A 16,571-nucleotide genomic window follows, 5' to 3' on the forward strand; every position below is an offset into this window, starting at 1 on the left:
CGTCTATGATGGCCGCGTGGCTGCTTCGGGTGTCCTGGCGAGCGCGCTCGCGCTGACTCTGGCGCCGGCACCCCCGAGCGTGCCACCACCGAGCCCTGGCCCCGGCCCGAGCGCGCTCGTGCCCGGCGGCGTCGCGGTCGAGCCCGGGCGCATCGAGGGCAGCGTGACGCTCCCCGCCGGGGTCGCCCTCGAGTCCGTGCGCGTCGAGCTCGAGTGCGCCTGCGCGGGCCAGACCCAGCGCCTGCGCCTGAACATCGCGGGGGCCTTCTCGTTCACGGGCCTCGGCCCGGGGCGCTACACGGTCCGGGCCGAGGGCGTGGACGCCGAGGGCGTCGAGCAGCGGGCGGTCACGACCATCGAGCTCGGGCCCGGGACGCAGGCCCAGCTCGAGCTCGCCCTCGAGCCAGTCGCGGCGGCCCCCGCCACCGTCCCTGCCCCCGCGCTCGACTCCCCTCCCCCCGCCGCGACTCTCCCAGCCCCGCCGCCCGAGGACGGCAAGGTGTTCCGCCGCGTCGGCCTCGGCGTCACCGTGCTCGGCGTGGTCGTGGGCATCGGCGGGACCTTCGTGGCCTTCCAGGCGCCCTGCGGCAAGGACGGCTCCCGCGGGGCCAACTGCGAGACCGACGTGCGCAACACCCTGGCCCTGAGCTCCGGCGTCCTCGCCCTCGGGGCGATCGTCGGCGGAGTCAGCTCCATGGCCGTCGGCCAGGCCCTCAAACGCCGCCACCGCCTCCAGTACGGGCGCGAGCACGGCGTCAGCGTCAGCGCCTCGGGCACGGGCGCCGGGCTGGTCTGGTCGGGGCGCTTCTAGCTCAGGGGGCGCAGCAGCAGGTCTGACGCTCGACGGCGTGGGTCGTGATCGCGATCGCCGGGTAGCTCAGCTCCACGGTGTCGCCGATCGTCGCGCCCTCGGGGAGCAGCTCGAACTGCGGGTACGGCTCCATGTACGCGCCGCAGCCCGGGAAGCAGCTGCAGCGCGCGACGCTGCGGGACTCGACCGTTGGCTTGGGCACGACGACCACGATCTCGCCGGCGCCGTTGTGGGCCAGCAAGACCCCCGGGCTGGTGCGGGTCTTGGTCGAGCTCCCGCTGCAGTCGCTGCCCTCGGAGCCCGTGTAGACGGCGAAGCGACCCGGCGAGTCGGGGACCGCGTGGATGGAGCCGAGGGCCATCGCCCCCCGGGCCCGGATGCGGCCCACGTTGCCGGCGTCCGAGGGCTCCACGACCGCGAGGCCCTGCTCGTAGAGCGCGTGACCCCACGACGCCTCGTTGAAGGCCTGGGCGCAGGCGATGTCCTGCTCGAGCTCGTTGTCGGCGTCCTCGACACAGCGCAGCGCCGCGATCTCCTTGGGCATCTTCACCTTCGCGCCGCGCGTGCTCGCGTAGCGGACCTCGCGGAGCTTGGTGGCGGGGCAGCTCCCCGGCGCGGGCGCGTCGACGGGGGCCGGCTCGAGGTCGGCGTAGGGATCCCCGCCAGTCCCCCCTTGGCCCTGATCGTGGTCCTGGCCCTGGTACTGGCCTTGCCCCTGCGAGTCCGCGTCTTCGATGCGCTCGTCGGGATCCTCCTGCGGCCCCCGTGTCGTCGCAGCGTCGTCGACCACGACGCCCGAATCGGCGCCCTTGTCGACGACGGCGGGCGTACACGCGAGGCCAAGGACAACCCAGAGCGCGGAGCGAGGGACCACCAAAGCAGCGCGGCGCATCGAGGCGATTGTACGCCAGCAACTTCGGGAAAGGCCTGGGCCCATCCTCGCTTGCGAGCGCCGTGCGCGAAGCCGACCATGCAGCGATGCAGCTGCGCCTCGTGATCCCGGCCTTCCTCGCGCTCACGACTGGACTCGCGCTGGTCGCCGCGCCGGCCCAGGCCGCTCCGCCCATCCCCGGCGAGGTCGACGGCAGCACCCAGCCCATCTTCGGCGGCACCAACTCCCTGACCTGCGCCTGGCCCTCGGCCGTGTCCATGGGCGGCTGCTCCGGCACGCTGGTCCACCCCGAGGTGGTCATCTACGCGGCCCACTGCGGCGGCAACTACGACCAGATCTACCTCGGCGAGCGCACCAACGGGGCCGCGCGGACCGTGGCCACCGAATACTGCAAGCTCAACCCGGACTACGGCGCGGGCATCCCCGGCACGGACCACGCCTTTTGCAAGCTCGCCGAGCCCGTCACCGACGTGCCGATCGTGCCGATCTTGATGGGCTGCGAGACCAGCGTGCTGACCCCCGGCCGCGAGGTCGTCGTGGTCGGCTTCGGCACCGCCGACATCGAACCCACCAACGGGGCCAAGTCCGAGGTCTACACGACCCTCAACGGCATCAACAACAACGAGGCCAACATCGGCGGCGGGGGCGAGGACGCGTGCTTCGGCGACTCCGGCGGCCCGGCCTTCGTCAAGCTGCCGACGGAGGCCGGGGCCGACGGGAGCTGGCGCGTGTTCGGCATCGTGTCCTACGGCTCCCAAGACTGCTCCGGACCCAGCTTCTACTCGCTCATGCACGTCGGCATGCCCTGGTTCGAGTCCGAGCTCGCGGCCGACGGCATCGACCTGACGCCCTGCACCGACAGCGAGGGCAACTGGGCGCCCACGCCCCTTTGCCAGGGCTTCCCCCTGGACCCGGGCACGCCCTACGGCTCGTGGGCCAACGGCTGCAGCGAGGGCGCGCCGCTGAGCGAGGCCTCACAGCTGTGCGGGCCCGCCTTCGAGCCCGAGTTCGAGCCGCCCGTCGTCACCATCGTCGACCCCCCGGACGGCTCGAGCTACGCCACCGAGGGCGCGGGCGCGGTCGAGGTCACCTTCACCGCCGAGGCCGAAGACCCGGGCTCGGGCATCCGCGAGCTCCGCCTGCAGCTCGAGGGCGAGGACATCCCCAACAACGCGCTCACCGGGCCGCCGTGGGAGTGGACCCTCAACCTGCCGCCCGGCGGCTACGCCTTCAACGCCCTCGCCGTCGACTGGTCCGACAACGAGGCGAGCTCGGACTACGTGACCGTCGGCGTCGACGAGCCGGCCCCCGAGCCGCCTCCGGAGGAGCCCCTGCCCACCAGCGACGACGAGGCCGGGGCGGACTTCGGCATCGACGACGGGCAGGGCTGCGCCTGCGCCCTCGAGGACGGGGCGCCCGCGCGAGGTCTCGCTCTGCTCGCGCTCGTGGGCCTGCTCGGCATCCGGCGACGTCGGGTCCGCTAGTACCGCTGGTGTCGTTCGCTACCCCGTTGGGGTCTCGCTCGGCACACGGCGAAGTCGTGTACGGCCGCGCAGCTCGGGTGCTACGGTCGGCGCATGCCTAGCCTGAACTGGACCCGAAGCGCTCTCTTTGTTCCCCTGCTGGCCCTCGGTGCATGTGGAGACGACACCGGCGAGGCCGACTCGGCGGCCGACAACGCCACGGACTCGGGCGACGACGAGGTCGGGACAGACAGCTCGGGGAGCTCGGGGGAGTCGGGCTCCGAGGGCATGGACAGCTCGAGCGAGTCGGACAGCTCGAGCGAGTCGGACAGCTCGAGCGAATCGGACAGCACCGACAGCTCGAGCGAGTCGGAGACCACCGAAGGCGAGACCACCGAGGGCGAGACCACCGAGGGCGAGACCGAGGGCGAGACCACCGAGGGCGAGACCACCGAGGGCGAGACCACCGGCGGACAAGAGCAGTGCGAGTGCGCCGACAACACCGACCTCATCTACGTGCTCTCGGACAACGCCGAGCTGTGGAGCTTCGACCCGCTGACCCTGCAGTTCGACCAGATCACCGCGTCCCTGGGCTGCCCCGAGAACGCGACCTTCTCGATGTCCGTGGACCGCAACGCCGTCGCCCACGTCATGTTCCAAAACGGGGACATCTACACCATCGACGTCAACAACCCCAACCAGTGCGCGGACCCGGGCTACGACCCCAACCAGATGGGCTTCGACCTCTACGGCATGGGCTTCGTGTCCAACGGCATGTTCGACCCCTGCGACAAGCTCTACGCCCACAGCTGGAGCGGCATGGGCGGCTTCGGCGAGGGCCCCAACCTCGGCCGCCTCGGGCGCATGGACGCCGCCGACCTGGTCATGGAAGAGGTCGGCTTCATCGACTACGACGGCGGCGAGCTGACCGGCACGGGCGACGGGCGGCTGTTCGCCTTCGCCGGCAGCCCGGCCAAGCTCGTCGAGTACGACAAGTCCGACGCCAGCGTGGTCGCGACCGAGCAGCTCAACATGAACCTGACCAACGCCTTCGCCTTCGCCTTCTACGGCGGCGACTTCTACATGTTCACGGAGTCCCAGGGGAACCCCTTCGTGTCGCGGGTCACCCACTACGACTACGACGACACCAAGGACCTCGACGTGGTCGTCGATCAGGCGCCGATCCGCATCGTCGGCGCGGGCGTGTCGACCTGCGTGCCGCTGGCCCAGTGAAGCGAAGCCAAGCTCAGCGGCCCGCCAGCTCGCCCTGGACCGCCTGGACCAGGGCGCCCGGCGTGAACGGCTTGCGCAGCAAGGTCGTGACGCCCTGGCGGACGATCGCGTCGTCGGTGTAGCCCGACATGAACAGGATCGCGGGGGGCTGTGGCCACGCGCCGACGTGATCGGCGAACTCTCGCCCGGACATCCCCGGCATGGCCAGGTCGCACACGACCAGCTCGACGCCGCCTCGCGCCGGGCCCTGGCGCCCGCGGAGCAGCTCGATGCCCTCGCGCCCGTTGGCCGCGAAGTGGACCGTCGCGCCCGCCCGCCGGAGGATGCGGACGGCCATCTCGCGGACCATGGGGTCGTCGTCGACGACGAGCAGCACGGCGCCCTCGAGGCTCCGCCGCCGCGTGGCCGCCCCCCCGCCGCTGGCTCGGGCCACGCCAGCCTCACCCAGCGCGGGGATGCAGCAGGTGAACACCGAGCCCTGGCCGAGCGCCGACTCGACGCTGAGCCGGCCACCGGCGGCGACGACGATGTCCTTGATGGTCGCCAGGCCCAGGCCCGTGCCGGTGCGCTTGGTCGTGAAGAAGGGCTCGAAGATCCGGGCGTAGGTGTCCGCGTCCATGCCCTCGCCGTCGTCGCGCACGCTCAGGTGCAGCTCCGGCTCGCCGCTCGGGCCGCTGCCTGTGACCGCGCGCAGCTCGATGCGCCCGCCCGAGGGCATCGCGTCGCGGGCGTTGAGCACCAGGTTCATGACGATCTGGATCAGCTGCGACTCGTCGAAGCGGATCGCGGGGAGCTCCGGCGCGACCTCGACGTGCAGCTCGATGCCGTGGTCGAGGAGCCGGGCGAACAGGCGCTGGCACTGCTCGATGGCCCCGGCCACCTCGACCCGGCGGCGCTGGACCACCTCTCGGCGGGTGAAGGCCAGGAGCTGGCCGGTCAGCGCCGCGGCGTGCTGGGCCGCGTCCTCGATGTCCGCGACGAGCTCGCGCTGGTCCTCGTCGATGGCGCCCATGCCGAGGAAGGAGGCCCCGCCGAGGATGACCGTGAGCAGGTTGTTGAAGTCGTGGGCGATGCCGCTGGCGAGGCGACCGACGGCCTGCATCTTGTGGGTCTGGAGCAGCTCGGTCTGCAGGCGGCGCTGCTCGGTGATGTCCTCGACGCAGGTCAGGGCGAAGGTGGCCCCGTCGCGGACGAGGCGGTGGGCGAGCAGACGCACCGGCACGGTCGATCCGTCGGCGCGCGCGAGGGTCCGCTCGAGCGGGCCGGCCTGGCCGCTGGCGACGGCCTCGGCGAGCAGAGCCTCGAGGTCTCCGGCGGCCTCCGGCGCGGCGAAGTCCTGGACCCGGCGGCCCAGCAGCCCGGCGCCGCCCGTCTCCAACGAACCCTGGGACAGGGTCCGGACCAGGCGCGGGTTGACGTCGCGGAGGACCCCCTCGGGGCTGACCACGGCCAGGCCCACGGGGGCCGTCTCGAACAGCGCGCGGGCGTGGCGGCGGCTGTCCTCGAGCTGATTGAGCGCCCGCTCCTTGCCCGCGAGCACCTCCCCGACCGCCGCGCTCATGTCGTTGAAGCCCTCGACGAGGGCCTGGAGCTCGCCGCCCACGTCGGCGATGCGGTGCGAGAGGTCCCCGGCCTTGGCCCGCTCGAAGGCCTCGGCGAAGGAGCGCTCGACCACGGCCAGCACGCCCCGGGTCGGGACCGTGCACATGAACAGCCACTGCAGGCTGGGGATGGCGTGGTAGACGAGCTGCAGCGAGGTCCCCGAGCCGTCGACCAGCTCGCGCCGGCCCGCCCCCGCGGCCAGCAGCTCCTCGAGGTCGAGGTCCTCGAAGTCCCCGCCCAGGCGCCGGAGCGACTCGCGGAACACCTCGCCCTCCTTGGTCACCAGGGTCTGCAGGTGATCGTGGGCGATCAGCTGCCCGCTGCGCTCGACGATGAAGGTCGCGTGGCCCTGCTTGGGGGTGGCCTCCGCCCGCGCGGGCAGCAAAGGCGCGCTCCCGACCCCGCTCGAGGAGGTCGGTGACCGCGACGTCGAAGCTCCACACCCCGACCAGGTCCTCGACCCGCCGGTGCCCCGGGCCGCGCTCGCCCGCGTAGAGGGGGATGGAGGCCGAGACCATCAGGCCCTTGCCGCCGTAGTCGATGTTCGGCGGGGTCCAGCGGATGCGCCCCTCGGGGTTGGCGTCGGGGTGAACCGAGACGTAGGTGTAGTAGGCGTGCCAGTCGAAGTCGGGCGGGACCACCGTGCACGGGTCGTGCATCGGGTAGGTCATCGCGAAGCCCGTGGCGTCCTGGTAGTAAATCCACGCCAGCCCGGACAGGCGCTCCTTGATGCCGGCGATGATCCGCGGCATGTCGCGCATGGCGTACATCCGCCCCACGGCCAGCTCATCGCCGGCCAGCTCGGCGTTGGCGTAGTAGGTCTGGAGCAGCGGATCGCACTCCCCCGCCCGGGCCCGCTCGAGCACGGCCAGGCGCTCGAAGTAGCCGTGGGCGTCGAGGCCAAAGCCCTCCCGCTCGAGCCAGGCCTGGACCCGCGCGCGGCCGCTCTCGACCCCGGGCTCGACCGCCGCGTGGAGGATCAGGGTCAGGTCGTGGAGCGAGTGCAGGGCGTCGTAGATGCGGGCGACCCGCTCGTGGATCGAGCGCGCCGTGACCTCGACCTGCCGCTCCAGATGCTCCAGCTCACCCGCCATCGCCCGACAGCATAGCCCAGAGCGCGCGCCGCCTCGCCGCGTCTCGACGCCCGCGCTCCGCCCACCGGCGAGTCGGTGGGTCGACCCAAGGGTGAACTCGGCGCTGCTATACTCGCGGCCTGTCGATGTCTAGATCGAGAGAAGACGCCAGCGAACGCCTTCACCCCGTACGCGCGGAGCTGTGGTGCCCGAGCGGCCCCGCCACCCCCGGCGGCAGCTGGCAGGTCCTGCGGGTGTCTGGCCGCGAGGCCCTGTCGGCCCCCTACCGCTTCGAGCTCGAGCTCGGCTGCGAAGACCCCAGCCTCGACGCCCACGCCCTGCTCGGCGCCGACGCGGAGCTGCTCCTCGACCGCAACGGCCTGGTCCGCGTGGTGCACGGGCTCATCACCGCGCTCGAGCTCGAGGCCGCGCCGGAGGGTGCGAGCGGCCTGCGCGTGCAGGTCGTGCTCGAACCCGCCCTCGCCGAGCTCGCCCACGACCTCGACACCCGCGTGTTCACGGGGCTGAGCGCCGTCGAGGTCCTCGAGCGCTGCCTCGGCGCGGGCCTCGAGCCCCTCGGCCGACGCGTCGACAGCTCGCGCCTCGTCGGCGACTACCCGCGCCTCGACTACTGCGTGCAGTGGCGCGAGTCGACCCTCGCCTTTTGTAGACGGCTGATGGCCGAGGCCGGCGTCCGCTTTGTGTTCGAGCCAGGCCTGGGCGGTCCCGAGCAGGCCCAGGAGCTGCTGGTCCTCCTCGACGCCGTCGACACCCACGAGCCCGCCGAGCTGCTCCACCCCGCGCCCGGGGCCGGCCTCGCCTTCGCCCCGCCGGAGCCCGAGCAGCTCGACCGCGAGTCCGTGCTCGGGCTGAGCTGGCTGCGCGCCCGCGGGACCACCGAGGTCCGCGTCCGCGCCCGGGACTACAAGCGCGCCGAGGCCAGCCAGGCCATGGAGGAGGCGAGCGCGCGCGTGGCCGGTGGTCAGAGCCCAGAGCGAGTCGAGCACCTCCACGAGCCGCGCCGCACGGTCATCGACGACCCCATCGACGATCCTGGCGCCGAGCAGTTCGCGGCCGCGCCCCTCGACCAGGCCGCGGCTGCGGCCAAGCTCCGCGCGGCGCGTCACCAGGCCCGCGCCCTCGTCGCCGAAGGCAGCAGCAACGCCATCGCGTTCACGGCCGGCTGCACCTTCGAGCTGCCCGCGGCCGCCGGGGCCATCCCGGGCCCTCGCCCCACCTCGGGACCGGGCTCCGAGGGCCGGACGCTCTTGCTGCTCGAGGTCGAGCACGCGCTGGGCCCAGCGCCCACGGACAGCTCGAGCCCGAGCGAGCCGATCACCCCCGCGCTCGTCTACAGCCAGCGCTTCGTCGCCCTCGCCTCGAGCCACGGCTACGCCCCGCCGCCCCCGCAGCCCAAGCCGCGGGTCGAGGGCGTGCACACCGGCACCGTCGTCGGCCCCGAGGGCGCCGCCCCGGGCAGCGTGCACACCGATCCCCTCGGGCGCATCAAGGTCCTGCTCCACGCCACCCGCGAGCGCGAGGCCGGCGAGCACGACAGCTGCTGGATGCGCGTCGCCCAGGTCTGGGCGGGGTCGGGCTACGGCGCCCTCGTCCTGCCCCGGGTCGGCATGGAGGTCGTCGTCGCCTTCGTCGACGGCGACCCGGACCGGCCCCTGGTGACCGGCTGCGTCTATAGCGGCGCCAACGCGCCGCCCCTCGAGCTCCCGGGCGAGCGCGGCCAGTCGACCTTCAAGTCCCAGGGCCTCGACGCGAACGCGGACGCGTTCAGCGAGCTGCGCGTCGACGACACCCCCGGCCGCGAGCAGCTGTTCGTCCGCGCCCAGCGACGCATGGATCTGCGCGTCCAGGGGACCTTGCGGGTCACCGACACCGGCGGGCGCGAGGAGGTCGTCGGCGGTCGGGCGACGGGGCCGGGCCAGGACGACAACCCCAACTCCAACCTGCTCGTGTGGGGCGACCGCAACGTCAAGCTGTCCAACCACCACTACCTCACCGTGATGCGCGACCGCCACGAGCACGTCCACGGCGACACCTGGTTCTCGACCACCCACGCGCGCATGCGCTACGGCGACGCCGAGTTCAACGCCGAGGCCATCGTCATGGAGGCCTCGGGGCGCATCAGCCAGCGCGCGCGGGCCATCGAGCTGACCGCGAGCCGCGAGCTGCAGGCCAAGGCCGGCCAGCGCATCGTGCTCGAGAGCAACAACCGCATCGAGCTCCGAGTCGGGGACAGCTTCCTGACCATCGCGCCGACGGGCATCGACCTCCAGGCCCCCCGCGTGCGCCTCAACAGCGGCGGGAACACGGGCTCGGCCGAGGAAGCGCCGCCGGTGTCCGAGTTCGAGATCGCCTGGCCCGTCGAGGCCTACGCGGCCCAGGACGGCCGCAGCGGGGGCGGCGGAAGCGGCCGCGGCGGAGGCGGCCGTCGAAGGCCGCGGCGCCACAACGACTCCGAGACCATCGAGCCCCACCGCGCGCCTCCCCTGAAGCCGCCGCCCCCTCCGGTCCCGGACGAGGGCCAGCCCCCCGCCCACGGCCTGAAGCTCACCGAGCTGCGCTGGACCGAGCCCGAGGTCTACTGCAGCGAACACACCCAGCTGTGGGTCTCGACGGACGAGGGCGGGCCCCAACGCAGCGCCCGCTTCGAGCTCGGCTGCGACGACGACGGACAGCTCATCGAGGTGTTCGGAGCCCACGTCGACCGCGCCGCGGCGCAGCACGTCGCCGTCCAGGTCCGCAACCTTCTCCCGCGCCTCGACGCCAAGGGCGTGTTCGAGGGTCAGCGCGACATCGAGGCTCGCGCCGAGGGCGAGTCGACGATCACGCCGATGCGGCTGCGCTTTCTGGCCAACCTCCCGCCCGTGCCCGCGCCCGCGACCAACGTCGAGGTCCGGCTCGACAACACCGCCGTCGTCGTTGGCGGCACCATCGAGTACACCCGCGGCTGGCTCCACGGCGTCATCCGCCTCGGCGCGACCGTGCCCCCGGGCACCGGCGGGCTCATCGGCGGGCGCGCCTACGGGACCACGGACCTGCGCTACCACAAGCTCGCCCCCGGAGATTCGCGCCCCGAGGCCGGGCACTACTGGGACGGGGCCGCCTGGCGCCGCGTCCCCCAGGCGTGGACCAACCCCTTCGGCATCAATTACTACGGCTGCGCCGTGTGGTCCGAGGGCGGGCAGATCCGGACCCAATTCGGGAAGCTGGCGTGGCCCGATCCCCTCCCTCCGTGGACTCCCGCGACGCTCGACTACGAGTACGAGTACATCGAGTACGCCACCGAAGACATCCAGGACTACTGGTCGGAGCGCTTCGAGCTCAAGCGGGTCACCTGCGCGAGCGAGGACCCGGCGTGCTGCCGCCACCGCGTCGTCGTCTCGGTCCGCTTCGAGCACTCCAGCGTCCGGCGGCCAGGGGGGATCATCCTCGCCGCCAACGAGGGGCGCGCCAACTCCCGCGCCTGGACCACGGACGACGGCCCCATCGTCGCCGTCCACGAGTTTGGCCACCACCTCGGCAACGTCGACGAGTACCCCGGGTCCCCCACCGTCAACCCCAACGTCAACGGCGACGGGGCCGTGCTCGGCGTCGACCTCGCCTCGATCATGGGCGAGGGCGAGGTCTGCCGGCGACGCCACTACGCCGGCATCGCCCGCGGGCTCACGGCGCTCACGGCCGAGCACACCGACCGCAGCTTCGCCTACGCCATCGTCGATCGCCTGATCCCATGAACGCGGCTCCCCCTCCCCTGCTCCTGGACTTCACGTCCGCCGCCGGCCCGCTCGCGCCGGCCCTCAACGACGAGCTCGGCGAGCTCGGGCCGCTGCGCGAGCGCTTCGCCTGGCTGCGGATCCGCAGCGACATCACGGGCTTCGTCCCGCCCACCTTCAGCCCCGAGGACGACGAGCTGACCGGCTTCGTGCCCCCCGTGTTCGAAGACGACGGGCTGGCGCTCATGGCCACCACGGGCGGCGCCCCCGGGGCGCGCGTCGGGCTCTGCCACGCGCGCTTGGTCCCGGACGACATCGAGGCCCTGCGCCGCGTCATCGAGGACCTGCCCTGGCGCGAGCTCCCCCGCGCCGGCGCGGAGGACCGCTACGCCCCGACCTTGCGCCTGGGCTACGCGTCCGGCTCGACGCGGATCCGCCGGGTGATCCACGCGAGCGACGACGCGCTCATGGCCGCCCTCGACCCCGTGATCCAGCACCTCGGAGCCGTCGCTGCCCGGGCGCAGCGCAACGTCGCCAGCGGCCTCGAGCTCCGGGTCGAGGCGCGAGGGTCCGGGCAGGGCCCGGACGCCGACGCCCCGCAAGCAGGCGTGCCGCTCACCCTCAGCGTGCGGCTGCGCGCCACGGGGATCGGGCACCTCGCCCTCAACGACCCTCGCCTCCCGGGCCGATCCCCACGCCTCCAGGTCCGCGCGAGTCTGCAGACAGAGACAGGATCGCGCCCCCGGTGGACCGAGCTCTCGCTCCCAGAGACCGAGACCGCGGAGGAGACGAGCGCCCGAGTCCTCGCCCCGCGGCGCAGCATCGAACTATCCGTTCCGTGGACCCCGCCCGCGCCCGGGCGCTACCTCGTCGAAGCCCGCTGGCGCGACTACGCGGGGCCCGAGCGCCCCGTCCCTGGCCAGACCCCCTTCATGCCCCTGCCCGCCACCGGGGCGTCCAGCCTCGGCTCCGGCCCCTACCCCGTCCGCGGATCCCTGCAGGACCGCACCACCGTCGAGGTCGAGGGCTGATGGCCAAGGCCGCGCGCCGCGGGGACCGCCACGAGTGCCCCATGCTCGGGCCTCCGCCCGCCTCCAAGCCCCACGGGAGCGGCGTCGTCATCGGCGGCGCGTCGACGGTGCAAGTCGGCTTTCAGGGCGCCGCGCGCATGGGTGACGCCTGCGCGTGCCCGGGCATCCCCAACGCGATCGTCACCGGCTCGGGCACCGTCACCATCGAGCACCGCCCCGCGGCCCGGGTCACGGACCGCACGGCGCACGGAGGCGCGCTCACCTCGGGCGCCGCGGACGTCGAGATCGGCTGACCACGGAGACGACGCCTGCGCGTTCAGTTGCCGCAGGCGTCCGGGAGGTTCCCCGAGATGTCGACGCCGCCGGCGAACACCAGCTGGTTGACGAGGGCCTGGGCCGTGCAAGTCGGCAGGTCGACGTTGCCGGTGATGTTCACCTGCCCGCCCACGCCCTGGAGGTTGGTCAGCCCGGGGATGGCCGCGAGGTTGAAGTTGTCCGCGATGCGCAGCTCCTGCCCGACCTGGGTCAGGTTGTTCAAGCCAGCGAGGTTGGACAGGGCCTCGTTCTCCTGGATGCGCAGCCAGCCCGGCAGCGAGCTCAGGCCCGAGAGCCCGGCCACGTTGTTGAGGTTGAAGTTGCCGTTGACCGTGACCGCCCCGGCGGAGCTCAGGCCGCTCAGCCCGTCGAGGTTCTGGAGCGAGTCGTTGTCGATGATCAGCACGCGATCGGCGACCGTGCTCAGGTTCTCCAGGCCGCTGAGGCTGGTCAGCCCGGCGTTTTGGCGCAGGTACAGGCGCCCGCCGATGCTCTCCAGGGCCCCCAGACCGCTGATCTCCGCGAGCTGCGGGTTGTTCCAGATCAGCAGGTCGTCGGCGACGCTGCCCAGGGGGGTGAACTCGATGAAGCTCAGGCCCGTGTAGCCCAGGCGGAAGAAGCCGCCGACGGCGTCGAGGTTGGGCATGAACAGGAACTCGAGGTTCTCGGCGCCCCACACCGAGAACACCTCGTAGACCACCTGCAAGCTGGCGAGGTTGACGAAGGCCAGGTTGGGGTTTTGGTCGATGGTCAGGTAGCTGACCTCGCTCATGCCGACCAGGCCCTCGAGGGAGATGAGGTTGGGGTTCTCCTCGATGCGCACCGTCGAGCCCCACTGGGTCACCCCCGACAGGCCGTCGGTCTGGACGATGCCGGTGCTGACCAGGATGGTCGTGCCGTTGATGCCGAACAGCGAGCCGAACCCGTCGAGGTCGCTCAGCCCGGGCATGGCCGTGATCACGAAGGGCCCGTCGACGGTCTGCAGCGAGAGCAGATCGAGGCTGCTCATGCTCGGGTTGGCCTGGACGTAGAGGCCGCCCGTGGCCTGGATGCCCGCCAGCCCGGAGGTGTCCGACAGCGAGTCGTTGCCGATGATCGCCAGCTCGTCGGACACGCCCTTGATGCCCGAGAGGCCGTCGAGGTCCGTCAGCGAGGCGTTGGACTCGATGCGCAGGGCCTGGGGGCTCCCGGGCACCTGCGACAGGCCGTCGATGTTGGTCAGCGAGGGGTTGTTGTCGACGATCAGGAAGTCGCCGATCTCGGACAGGCCGTCGAGGCCGTCGAGGTTCTGCAGCGAGGGGTTTTGGGTGACGTGCAGGTAGCTGCCCAGCTCGCGCAGGCCGTCGAGGCCCGCGAAGGTCAGCAGCTGGTCGTTGCCCCCGACGAAGAGGTAGCCGCCGACCTGCTGCAGGGCCTCGAGGCCCTCGAAGGTCGTCAGCGCGCTCAGGTCGTGGACGTAGAGGAAGCCGGTGATCTCCGTGAGGCACTCGAGCCCGAACAGCTCGTCCATGTCTCCGGTGATCTCGACGTCGCCGTCGATCTTGGTCACCCCGGACAGGAGCTCGAGCTTCTCGATCGAGTTGATCGAGACCCCGCCGGTGTTGACGAGCTCTTCGCACTCGCCCCCCGTGTCGGTCTCGGTGTCGGTCCCGGCGGTCTCGCTGCCGAGGGTGTCGTCGCCGACCTCGTCCGCGTTTGAGGTGAAACCCTCGCGGCCCTCGGGGCCCGTCGGCCCGCACCCGGTCAGCGCGCCTGCGCCCCCCAGGACGCTGGCGACACCTGCGAGCAACATCACACCAGAGAAGTCGACGCCGCCGCATCGTGCTCCTCGCCCCGCTCGCGCTCGTTTCCCCCCGGCGCGCAACATGCAAGTCATGGGCAGATCTTGCCAGACGAGAGCCACTCTGGACAAACGACCGACGAACTGCGAGCTTCCGCCCGCCATGCAACGCACTTTCGCCGTCATCAAGCCCGACGCTGTCGCCGCAGGCCACCAGGGCAACATCATCGCTGCCATCCAGGAGTCTGGCCTGAAGGTCGTCGCGCTCAAGACTTTGCACCTGACCGAGGCCCAGGCCAAGGGCTTCTACCACGTGCACGCCGAGCGCCCCTTCTTCGGCGACCTGGTCAAGTTCATGACCGAGGGGCCGATCGTCGCCATGGTCCTCGAGGGCGAGAACGGCATCAAGCGCTGGCGCGACCTCATGGGTCCGACCAACGCCGCCGAGGCCCCCGCCGACACCCTGCGCGGCCGCTTCGGCACCAACATCGAGCGCAACGCGACCCACGGCTCCGACGCCGTCGAGACCGCGGCCTTCGAGATCGGCTACTTCTTCAACGGCCTCGAGCTCGCCGGCCTTTGACCTGAACGCTCGTGCTGGCGCGCCATCGAGAGCACTCGGTGGCGCGTTTGCTGTTGGTTCACTCCAACCGCGCGGTGGGCTGGCTCGTGGACGCCAGGCGGGCTACTCAAGGGCGTGGCCACCGGTGACCGCAGCGCCAGCGAGACCCTGAGCGCGGAGCTCGAGGCCAAGCTGTTGCGCCAGCTGGGCCACGAGTGGCGGAGCATCAACTACGCCCACCTCAAGAGCGCGCTGCGCATGCCGACGCTGACCCTGGTCGACGGTACTGCGACGGGCGAGGCGGTGTACTGGTGCCCGCAGCGGCGCAGCCTCGAGCTCGAGCGCGGCGCGGCCGTCGGCGGAGACTGGGCGGAGCTGCTCGAGGCGATCAAGCGCGAGGCCATCCAGCAGTTCGTCGACGAGCGCCTGGGCATCGACGAGCAGCGCCACGGCCCGGCCTTTCGCCGGGTGTGTCGGCGCCTCGGCGTGCGCACGCCCGGTGAGCGGGCGGGTCGGCGCGCGCCAGGGCCAGGCCCAGGCCAGGCCGCAGGCAGCGAGCGGGTCCTCGCCCGCATCCACAAGCTCCTGGCCCTCGCACGCAGCCCCAACCAACACGAGGCCGAGACCGCGGCCCTGACCGCGCGTCGGCTCATGCTCAAGTTCAACATCGCCGCCGACGAGACCCGGCGCGCTGGCCAGGCGCCGCCCCGGGACTACGGCTACCGCCACCTGCGACCCCACCGAGCGCGGGTCGAAGAGCACGACCACCGCCTCGCGCGGCTGCTCGGCGCCTACTTCTTCGTCGAGAGCGCGTGGCTGCCGGTCTACCTGCCCCGGGTGGGTCGGCGCGCGAGCGTGCTCGAGATCTGCGGGCTCCCGCCCAACCTCGAGCTCGCCGAGCACGTGCACGACTTCGTCCTCAGCACGGCCCAGCGCCTGTGGCTCGAGTACCGGGCGGCCACGCCGGAGGCCTCGAACCAGGACCGCCTTCCCTACCTCGCGGGCGTGGTCGCGGGCCTCGACGCCAAGCTCGAGGCCCAGGCCAGCGCCTTCGAGGAGCAGGGCTTGGTGTGGCTGCCGTCCCCGGATCTGGGCGCCTACTTTCGCCGCCGCAACCCGCGGCTGCGCTACGGCCAGGGGGTCGGCGGAGCGGCCAGCGAGGCCCACGCCCGCGGCCGCCAGGCGGGGCAACGCATCGTGTTGTCGACGCCCGTGTCGAGCTCGTCGAGCGCACCGACTCCTGGGCCCCCGCGCGCGCTCCCGCCCGGCTCGGCCAAGAGTCGCTGATCCTCGCTGGTCTTCTCCTCGTGGGTCCTCGATACTCCCGCGCCATGCGCACCGCTGCCTTCTAGCTCGAGGCAGCCTCGGCGATCAGCGTCGCCACGGCGTCGAGCAAGGTCGCGCGCCCAAAGGGCTTGGCGAGGAAGGCCCTGCGCGCCCCGCCCTCGAGGTCGAGCTCCTCCGGCGCGAAGCCGCTGACGAAGAGCACCGGCAAGCTCGGGTGCGTCAGCCGCAGCCGGCGAGCGAAGGTAGGGCCCGAGCTCCCGCGCATCTGTACGTCGGTGACCACCAGGGCCACGTCCTCTCCACCCCGGTCGAGGGCCTCGACCGCCGCGGCTGGGCCGTCGAACTCCCACGCGTCGTAGCCGGCCAAGCGCAGGCTCTGGCCCATGAACGAGCGCACCGCGGGCTCGTCGTCGACGACCAGGACCCGCGTCCCCGGCACGACGCTGGCCCGCTCGGCGATGCTCTGCGGCACCAGCCGGCCGGTCTCGGGCTCGCAGGTCGGCAGCCGGACCTCGACGGCGCAGCCCTGCCCCGGCGCGCTCTCGAAGCGGACCGTCCCGCGGGTGTCGTCGACGATGCGCCGGACCGTGTCGAGGCCCAGCCCCGTCCCCTCGCCGGCCGCCTTGGTGGTGAAGAAGGGTTCGAACACCCGGGCCTGGACCTCCGGGCTCATGCCGACGCCGCGGTCGATGACGCGCAGGACCAGGACCTCCCCGCCGTCCGCGACGTCGAGCTCGACCACGACCAGGCCGCGCGCTCCCTGCCCTGCCCCGTCTGCGAGCTCGTCGTCA

General features: G+C 72.4%; 13 protein-coding genes. 9 read left to right on the forward strand and 4 right to left on the reverse strand.

Translation table 11 applies throughout. The features are described from left to right. The first annotated feature begins 16 nt into the window (after positions 1-16). Positions 17-811, forward strand: a complete 795-nt coding sequence (locus tag PPSIR1_RS49340; protein WP_198154524.1) for a carboxypeptidase-like regulatory domain-containing protein — start codon at positions 17-19, stop codon at positions 809-811. 1 nt (position 812) lies between these two features. On the opposite strand, the gene PPSIR1_RS16050 is transcribed toward PPSIR1_RS49340, so the two are convergent. Then, positions 813-1,703 (reverse strand): hypothetical protein, encoded by an 891-nt coding sequence (locus tag PPSIR1_RS16050; RefSeq protein ID WP_157595615.1) that lies wholly within the window; start codon positions 1,701-1,703, stop codon positions 813-815. An 86-nt stretch (positions 1,704-1,789) separates the two neighbouring features. Here PPSIR1_RS16050 and PPSIR1_RS16055 point away from each other — a divergent pair, with 86 nt between their 5' ends. Continuing rightward, positions 1,790-3,187: a S1 family peptidase gene (locus PPSIR1_RS16055; RefSeq protein WP_006972140.1), complete on the forward strand. Its 1,398-nt coding sequence runs from the start codon at positions 1,790-1,792 to the stop codon at positions 3,185-3,187. A gap of 93 nt (positions 3,188-3,280) precedes the next feature. Beyond that, complete coding sequence (locus tag PPSIR1_RS42895; RefSeq protein WP_006972141.1) at positions 3,281-4,399, forward strand: hypothetical protein; 1,119 nt, start codon at positions 3,281-3,283, stop codon at positions 4,397-4,399. 13 nt (positions 4,400-4,412) lie between these two features. Here PPSIR1_RS42895 and PPSIR1_RS42900 read toward each other — a convergent pair whose 3' ends face one another. Further along, positions 4,413-6,386 carry a hybrid sensor histidine kinase/response regulator gene (locus PPSIR1_RS42900; RefSeq protein WP_006972142.1) on the reverse strand — a complete coding sequence of 658 codons (1,974 nt, stop codon included), beginning with the start codon at positions 6,384-6,386 and terminating at the stop codon, positions 4,413-4,415. 229 nt (positions 6,387-6,615) lie between these two features. On the opposite strand from PPSIR1_RS42900, the gene PPSIR1_RS47895 reads away from it, so the two are divergent. From PPSIR1_RS47895 to PPSIR1_RS16085, 4 genes are all read left to right on the forward strand, one after another. Then, entirely contained in the window at positions 6,616-7,110 is a 495-nt protein-coding gene (locus tag PPSIR1_RS47895; protein WP_157595616.1) for a hypothetical protein, read from the forward strand. A 110-nt stretch (positions 7,111-7,220) separates the two neighbouring features. Then, entirely contained in the window at positions 7,221-10,826 is a 3,606-nt protein-coding gene (locus PPSIR1_RS16075) for a type VI secretion system Vgr family protein (protein WP_086001382.1), read from the forward strand. Continuing rightward, positions 10,823-11,836, forward strand: coding sequence for a hypothetical protein (locus tag PPSIR1_RS16080; RefSeq protein ID WP_006972145.1), 1,014 nt, complete (start codon positions 10,823-10,825; stop codon positions 11,834-11,836). The genes PPSIR1_RS16075 and PPSIR1_RS16080 overlap by 4 nt, the downstream gene beginning before the upstream one ends. After that, positions 11,836-12,129: a PAAR domain-containing protein gene (locus PPSIR1_RS16085; RefSeq protein WP_006972146.1), complete on the forward strand. Its 294-nt coding sequence runs from the start codon at positions 11,836-11,838 to the stop codon at positions 12,127-12,129. The genes PPSIR1_RS16080 and PPSIR1_RS16085 overlap by 1 nt, the downstream gene beginning before the upstream one ends. A gap of 23 nt (positions 12,130-12,152) precedes the next feature. On the opposite strand, the gene PPSIR1_RS16090 is transcribed toward PPSIR1_RS16085, so the two are convergent. Continuing rightward, positions 12,153-13,943, reverse strand: a complete 1,791-nt coding sequence (locus PPSIR1_RS16090) for a receptor L domain-containing protein (protein WP_006972147.1) — start codon at positions 13,941-13,943, stop codon at positions 12,153-12,155. Between the two features lie 151 nt (positions 13,944-14,094). Here PPSIR1_RS16090 and ndk point away from each other — a divergent pair, with 151 nt between their 5' ends. Together ndk and PPSIR1_RS16100 are read left to right on the forward strand one after the other, a co-directional pair. Further along, positions 14,095-14,514 (forward strand): nucleoside-diphosphate kinase, encoded by a 420-nt coding sequence (gene ndk, locus PPSIR1_RS16095; RefSeq protein WP_006972148.1) that lies wholly within the window; start codon positions 14,095-14,097, stop codon positions 14,512-14,514. A 114-nt stretch (positions 14,515-14,628) separates the two neighbouring features. Then, on the forward strand, positions 14,629-15,780 hold the full coding sequence (locus PPSIR1_RS16100) for a DUF2786 domain-containing protein (RefSeq protein WP_006972149.1): 1,152 nt from the start codon (positions 14,629-14,631) through the stop codon (positions 15,778-15,780). A gap of 61 nt (positions 15,781-15,841) precedes the next feature. On the opposite strand, the gene PPSIR1_RS16105 is transcribed toward PPSIR1_RS16100, so the two are convergent. Then, on the reverse strand, positions 15,842-16,571 hold a 730-nt coding region (locus PPSIR1_RS16105), incomplete at its 5' end, for an ATP-binding protein (protein WP_006972150.1).

It is taken from the genome of Plesiocystis pacifica SIR-1 (genome assembly GCF_000170895.1).
Classification (GTDB): Bacteria; Myxococcota_A; Polyangia; order Nannocystales; family Nannocystaceae; genus Plesiocystis; species Plesiocystis pacifica.

Coding starts and splice junctions, on each gene's coding strand:
- ndk (WP_006972148.1), top strand. CDS start 14,095: ATGCAACGCACTTTCGCCGTCATCAAGCCCGACGCTGTCGCCGCAGGC.
- PPSIR1_RS16055 (WP_006972140.1), top strand. CDS start 1,790: ATGCAGCTGCGCCTCGTGATCCCGGCCTTCCTCGCGCTCACGACTGGA.
- PPSIR1_RS16085 (WP_006972146.1), top strand. CDS start 11,836: ATGGCCAAGGCCGCGCGCCGCGGGGACCGCCACGAGTGCCCCATGCTC.
- PPSIR1_RS16090 (WP_006972147.1), bottom strand. CDS start 13,943: ATGTTGCTCGCAGGTGTCGCCAGCGTCCTGGGGGGCGCAGGCGCGCTG.
- PPSIR1_RS16050 (WP_157595615.1), bottom strand. CDS start 1,703: ATGCGCCGCGCTGCTTTGGTGGTCCCTCGCTCCGCGCTCTGGGTTGTC.
- PPSIR1_RS16075 (WP_086001382.1), top strand. CDS start 7,221: ATGTCTAGATCGAGAGAAGACGCCAGCGAACGCCTTCACCCCGTACGC.
- PPSIR1_RS42895 (WP_006972141.1), top strand. CDS start 3,281: ATGCCTAGCCTGAACTGGACCCGAAGCGCTCTCTTTGTTCCCCTGCTG.
- PPSIR1_RS16080 (WP_006972145.1), top strand. CDS start 10,823: ATGAACGCGGCTCCCCCTCCCCTGCTCCTGGACTTCACGTCCGCCGCC.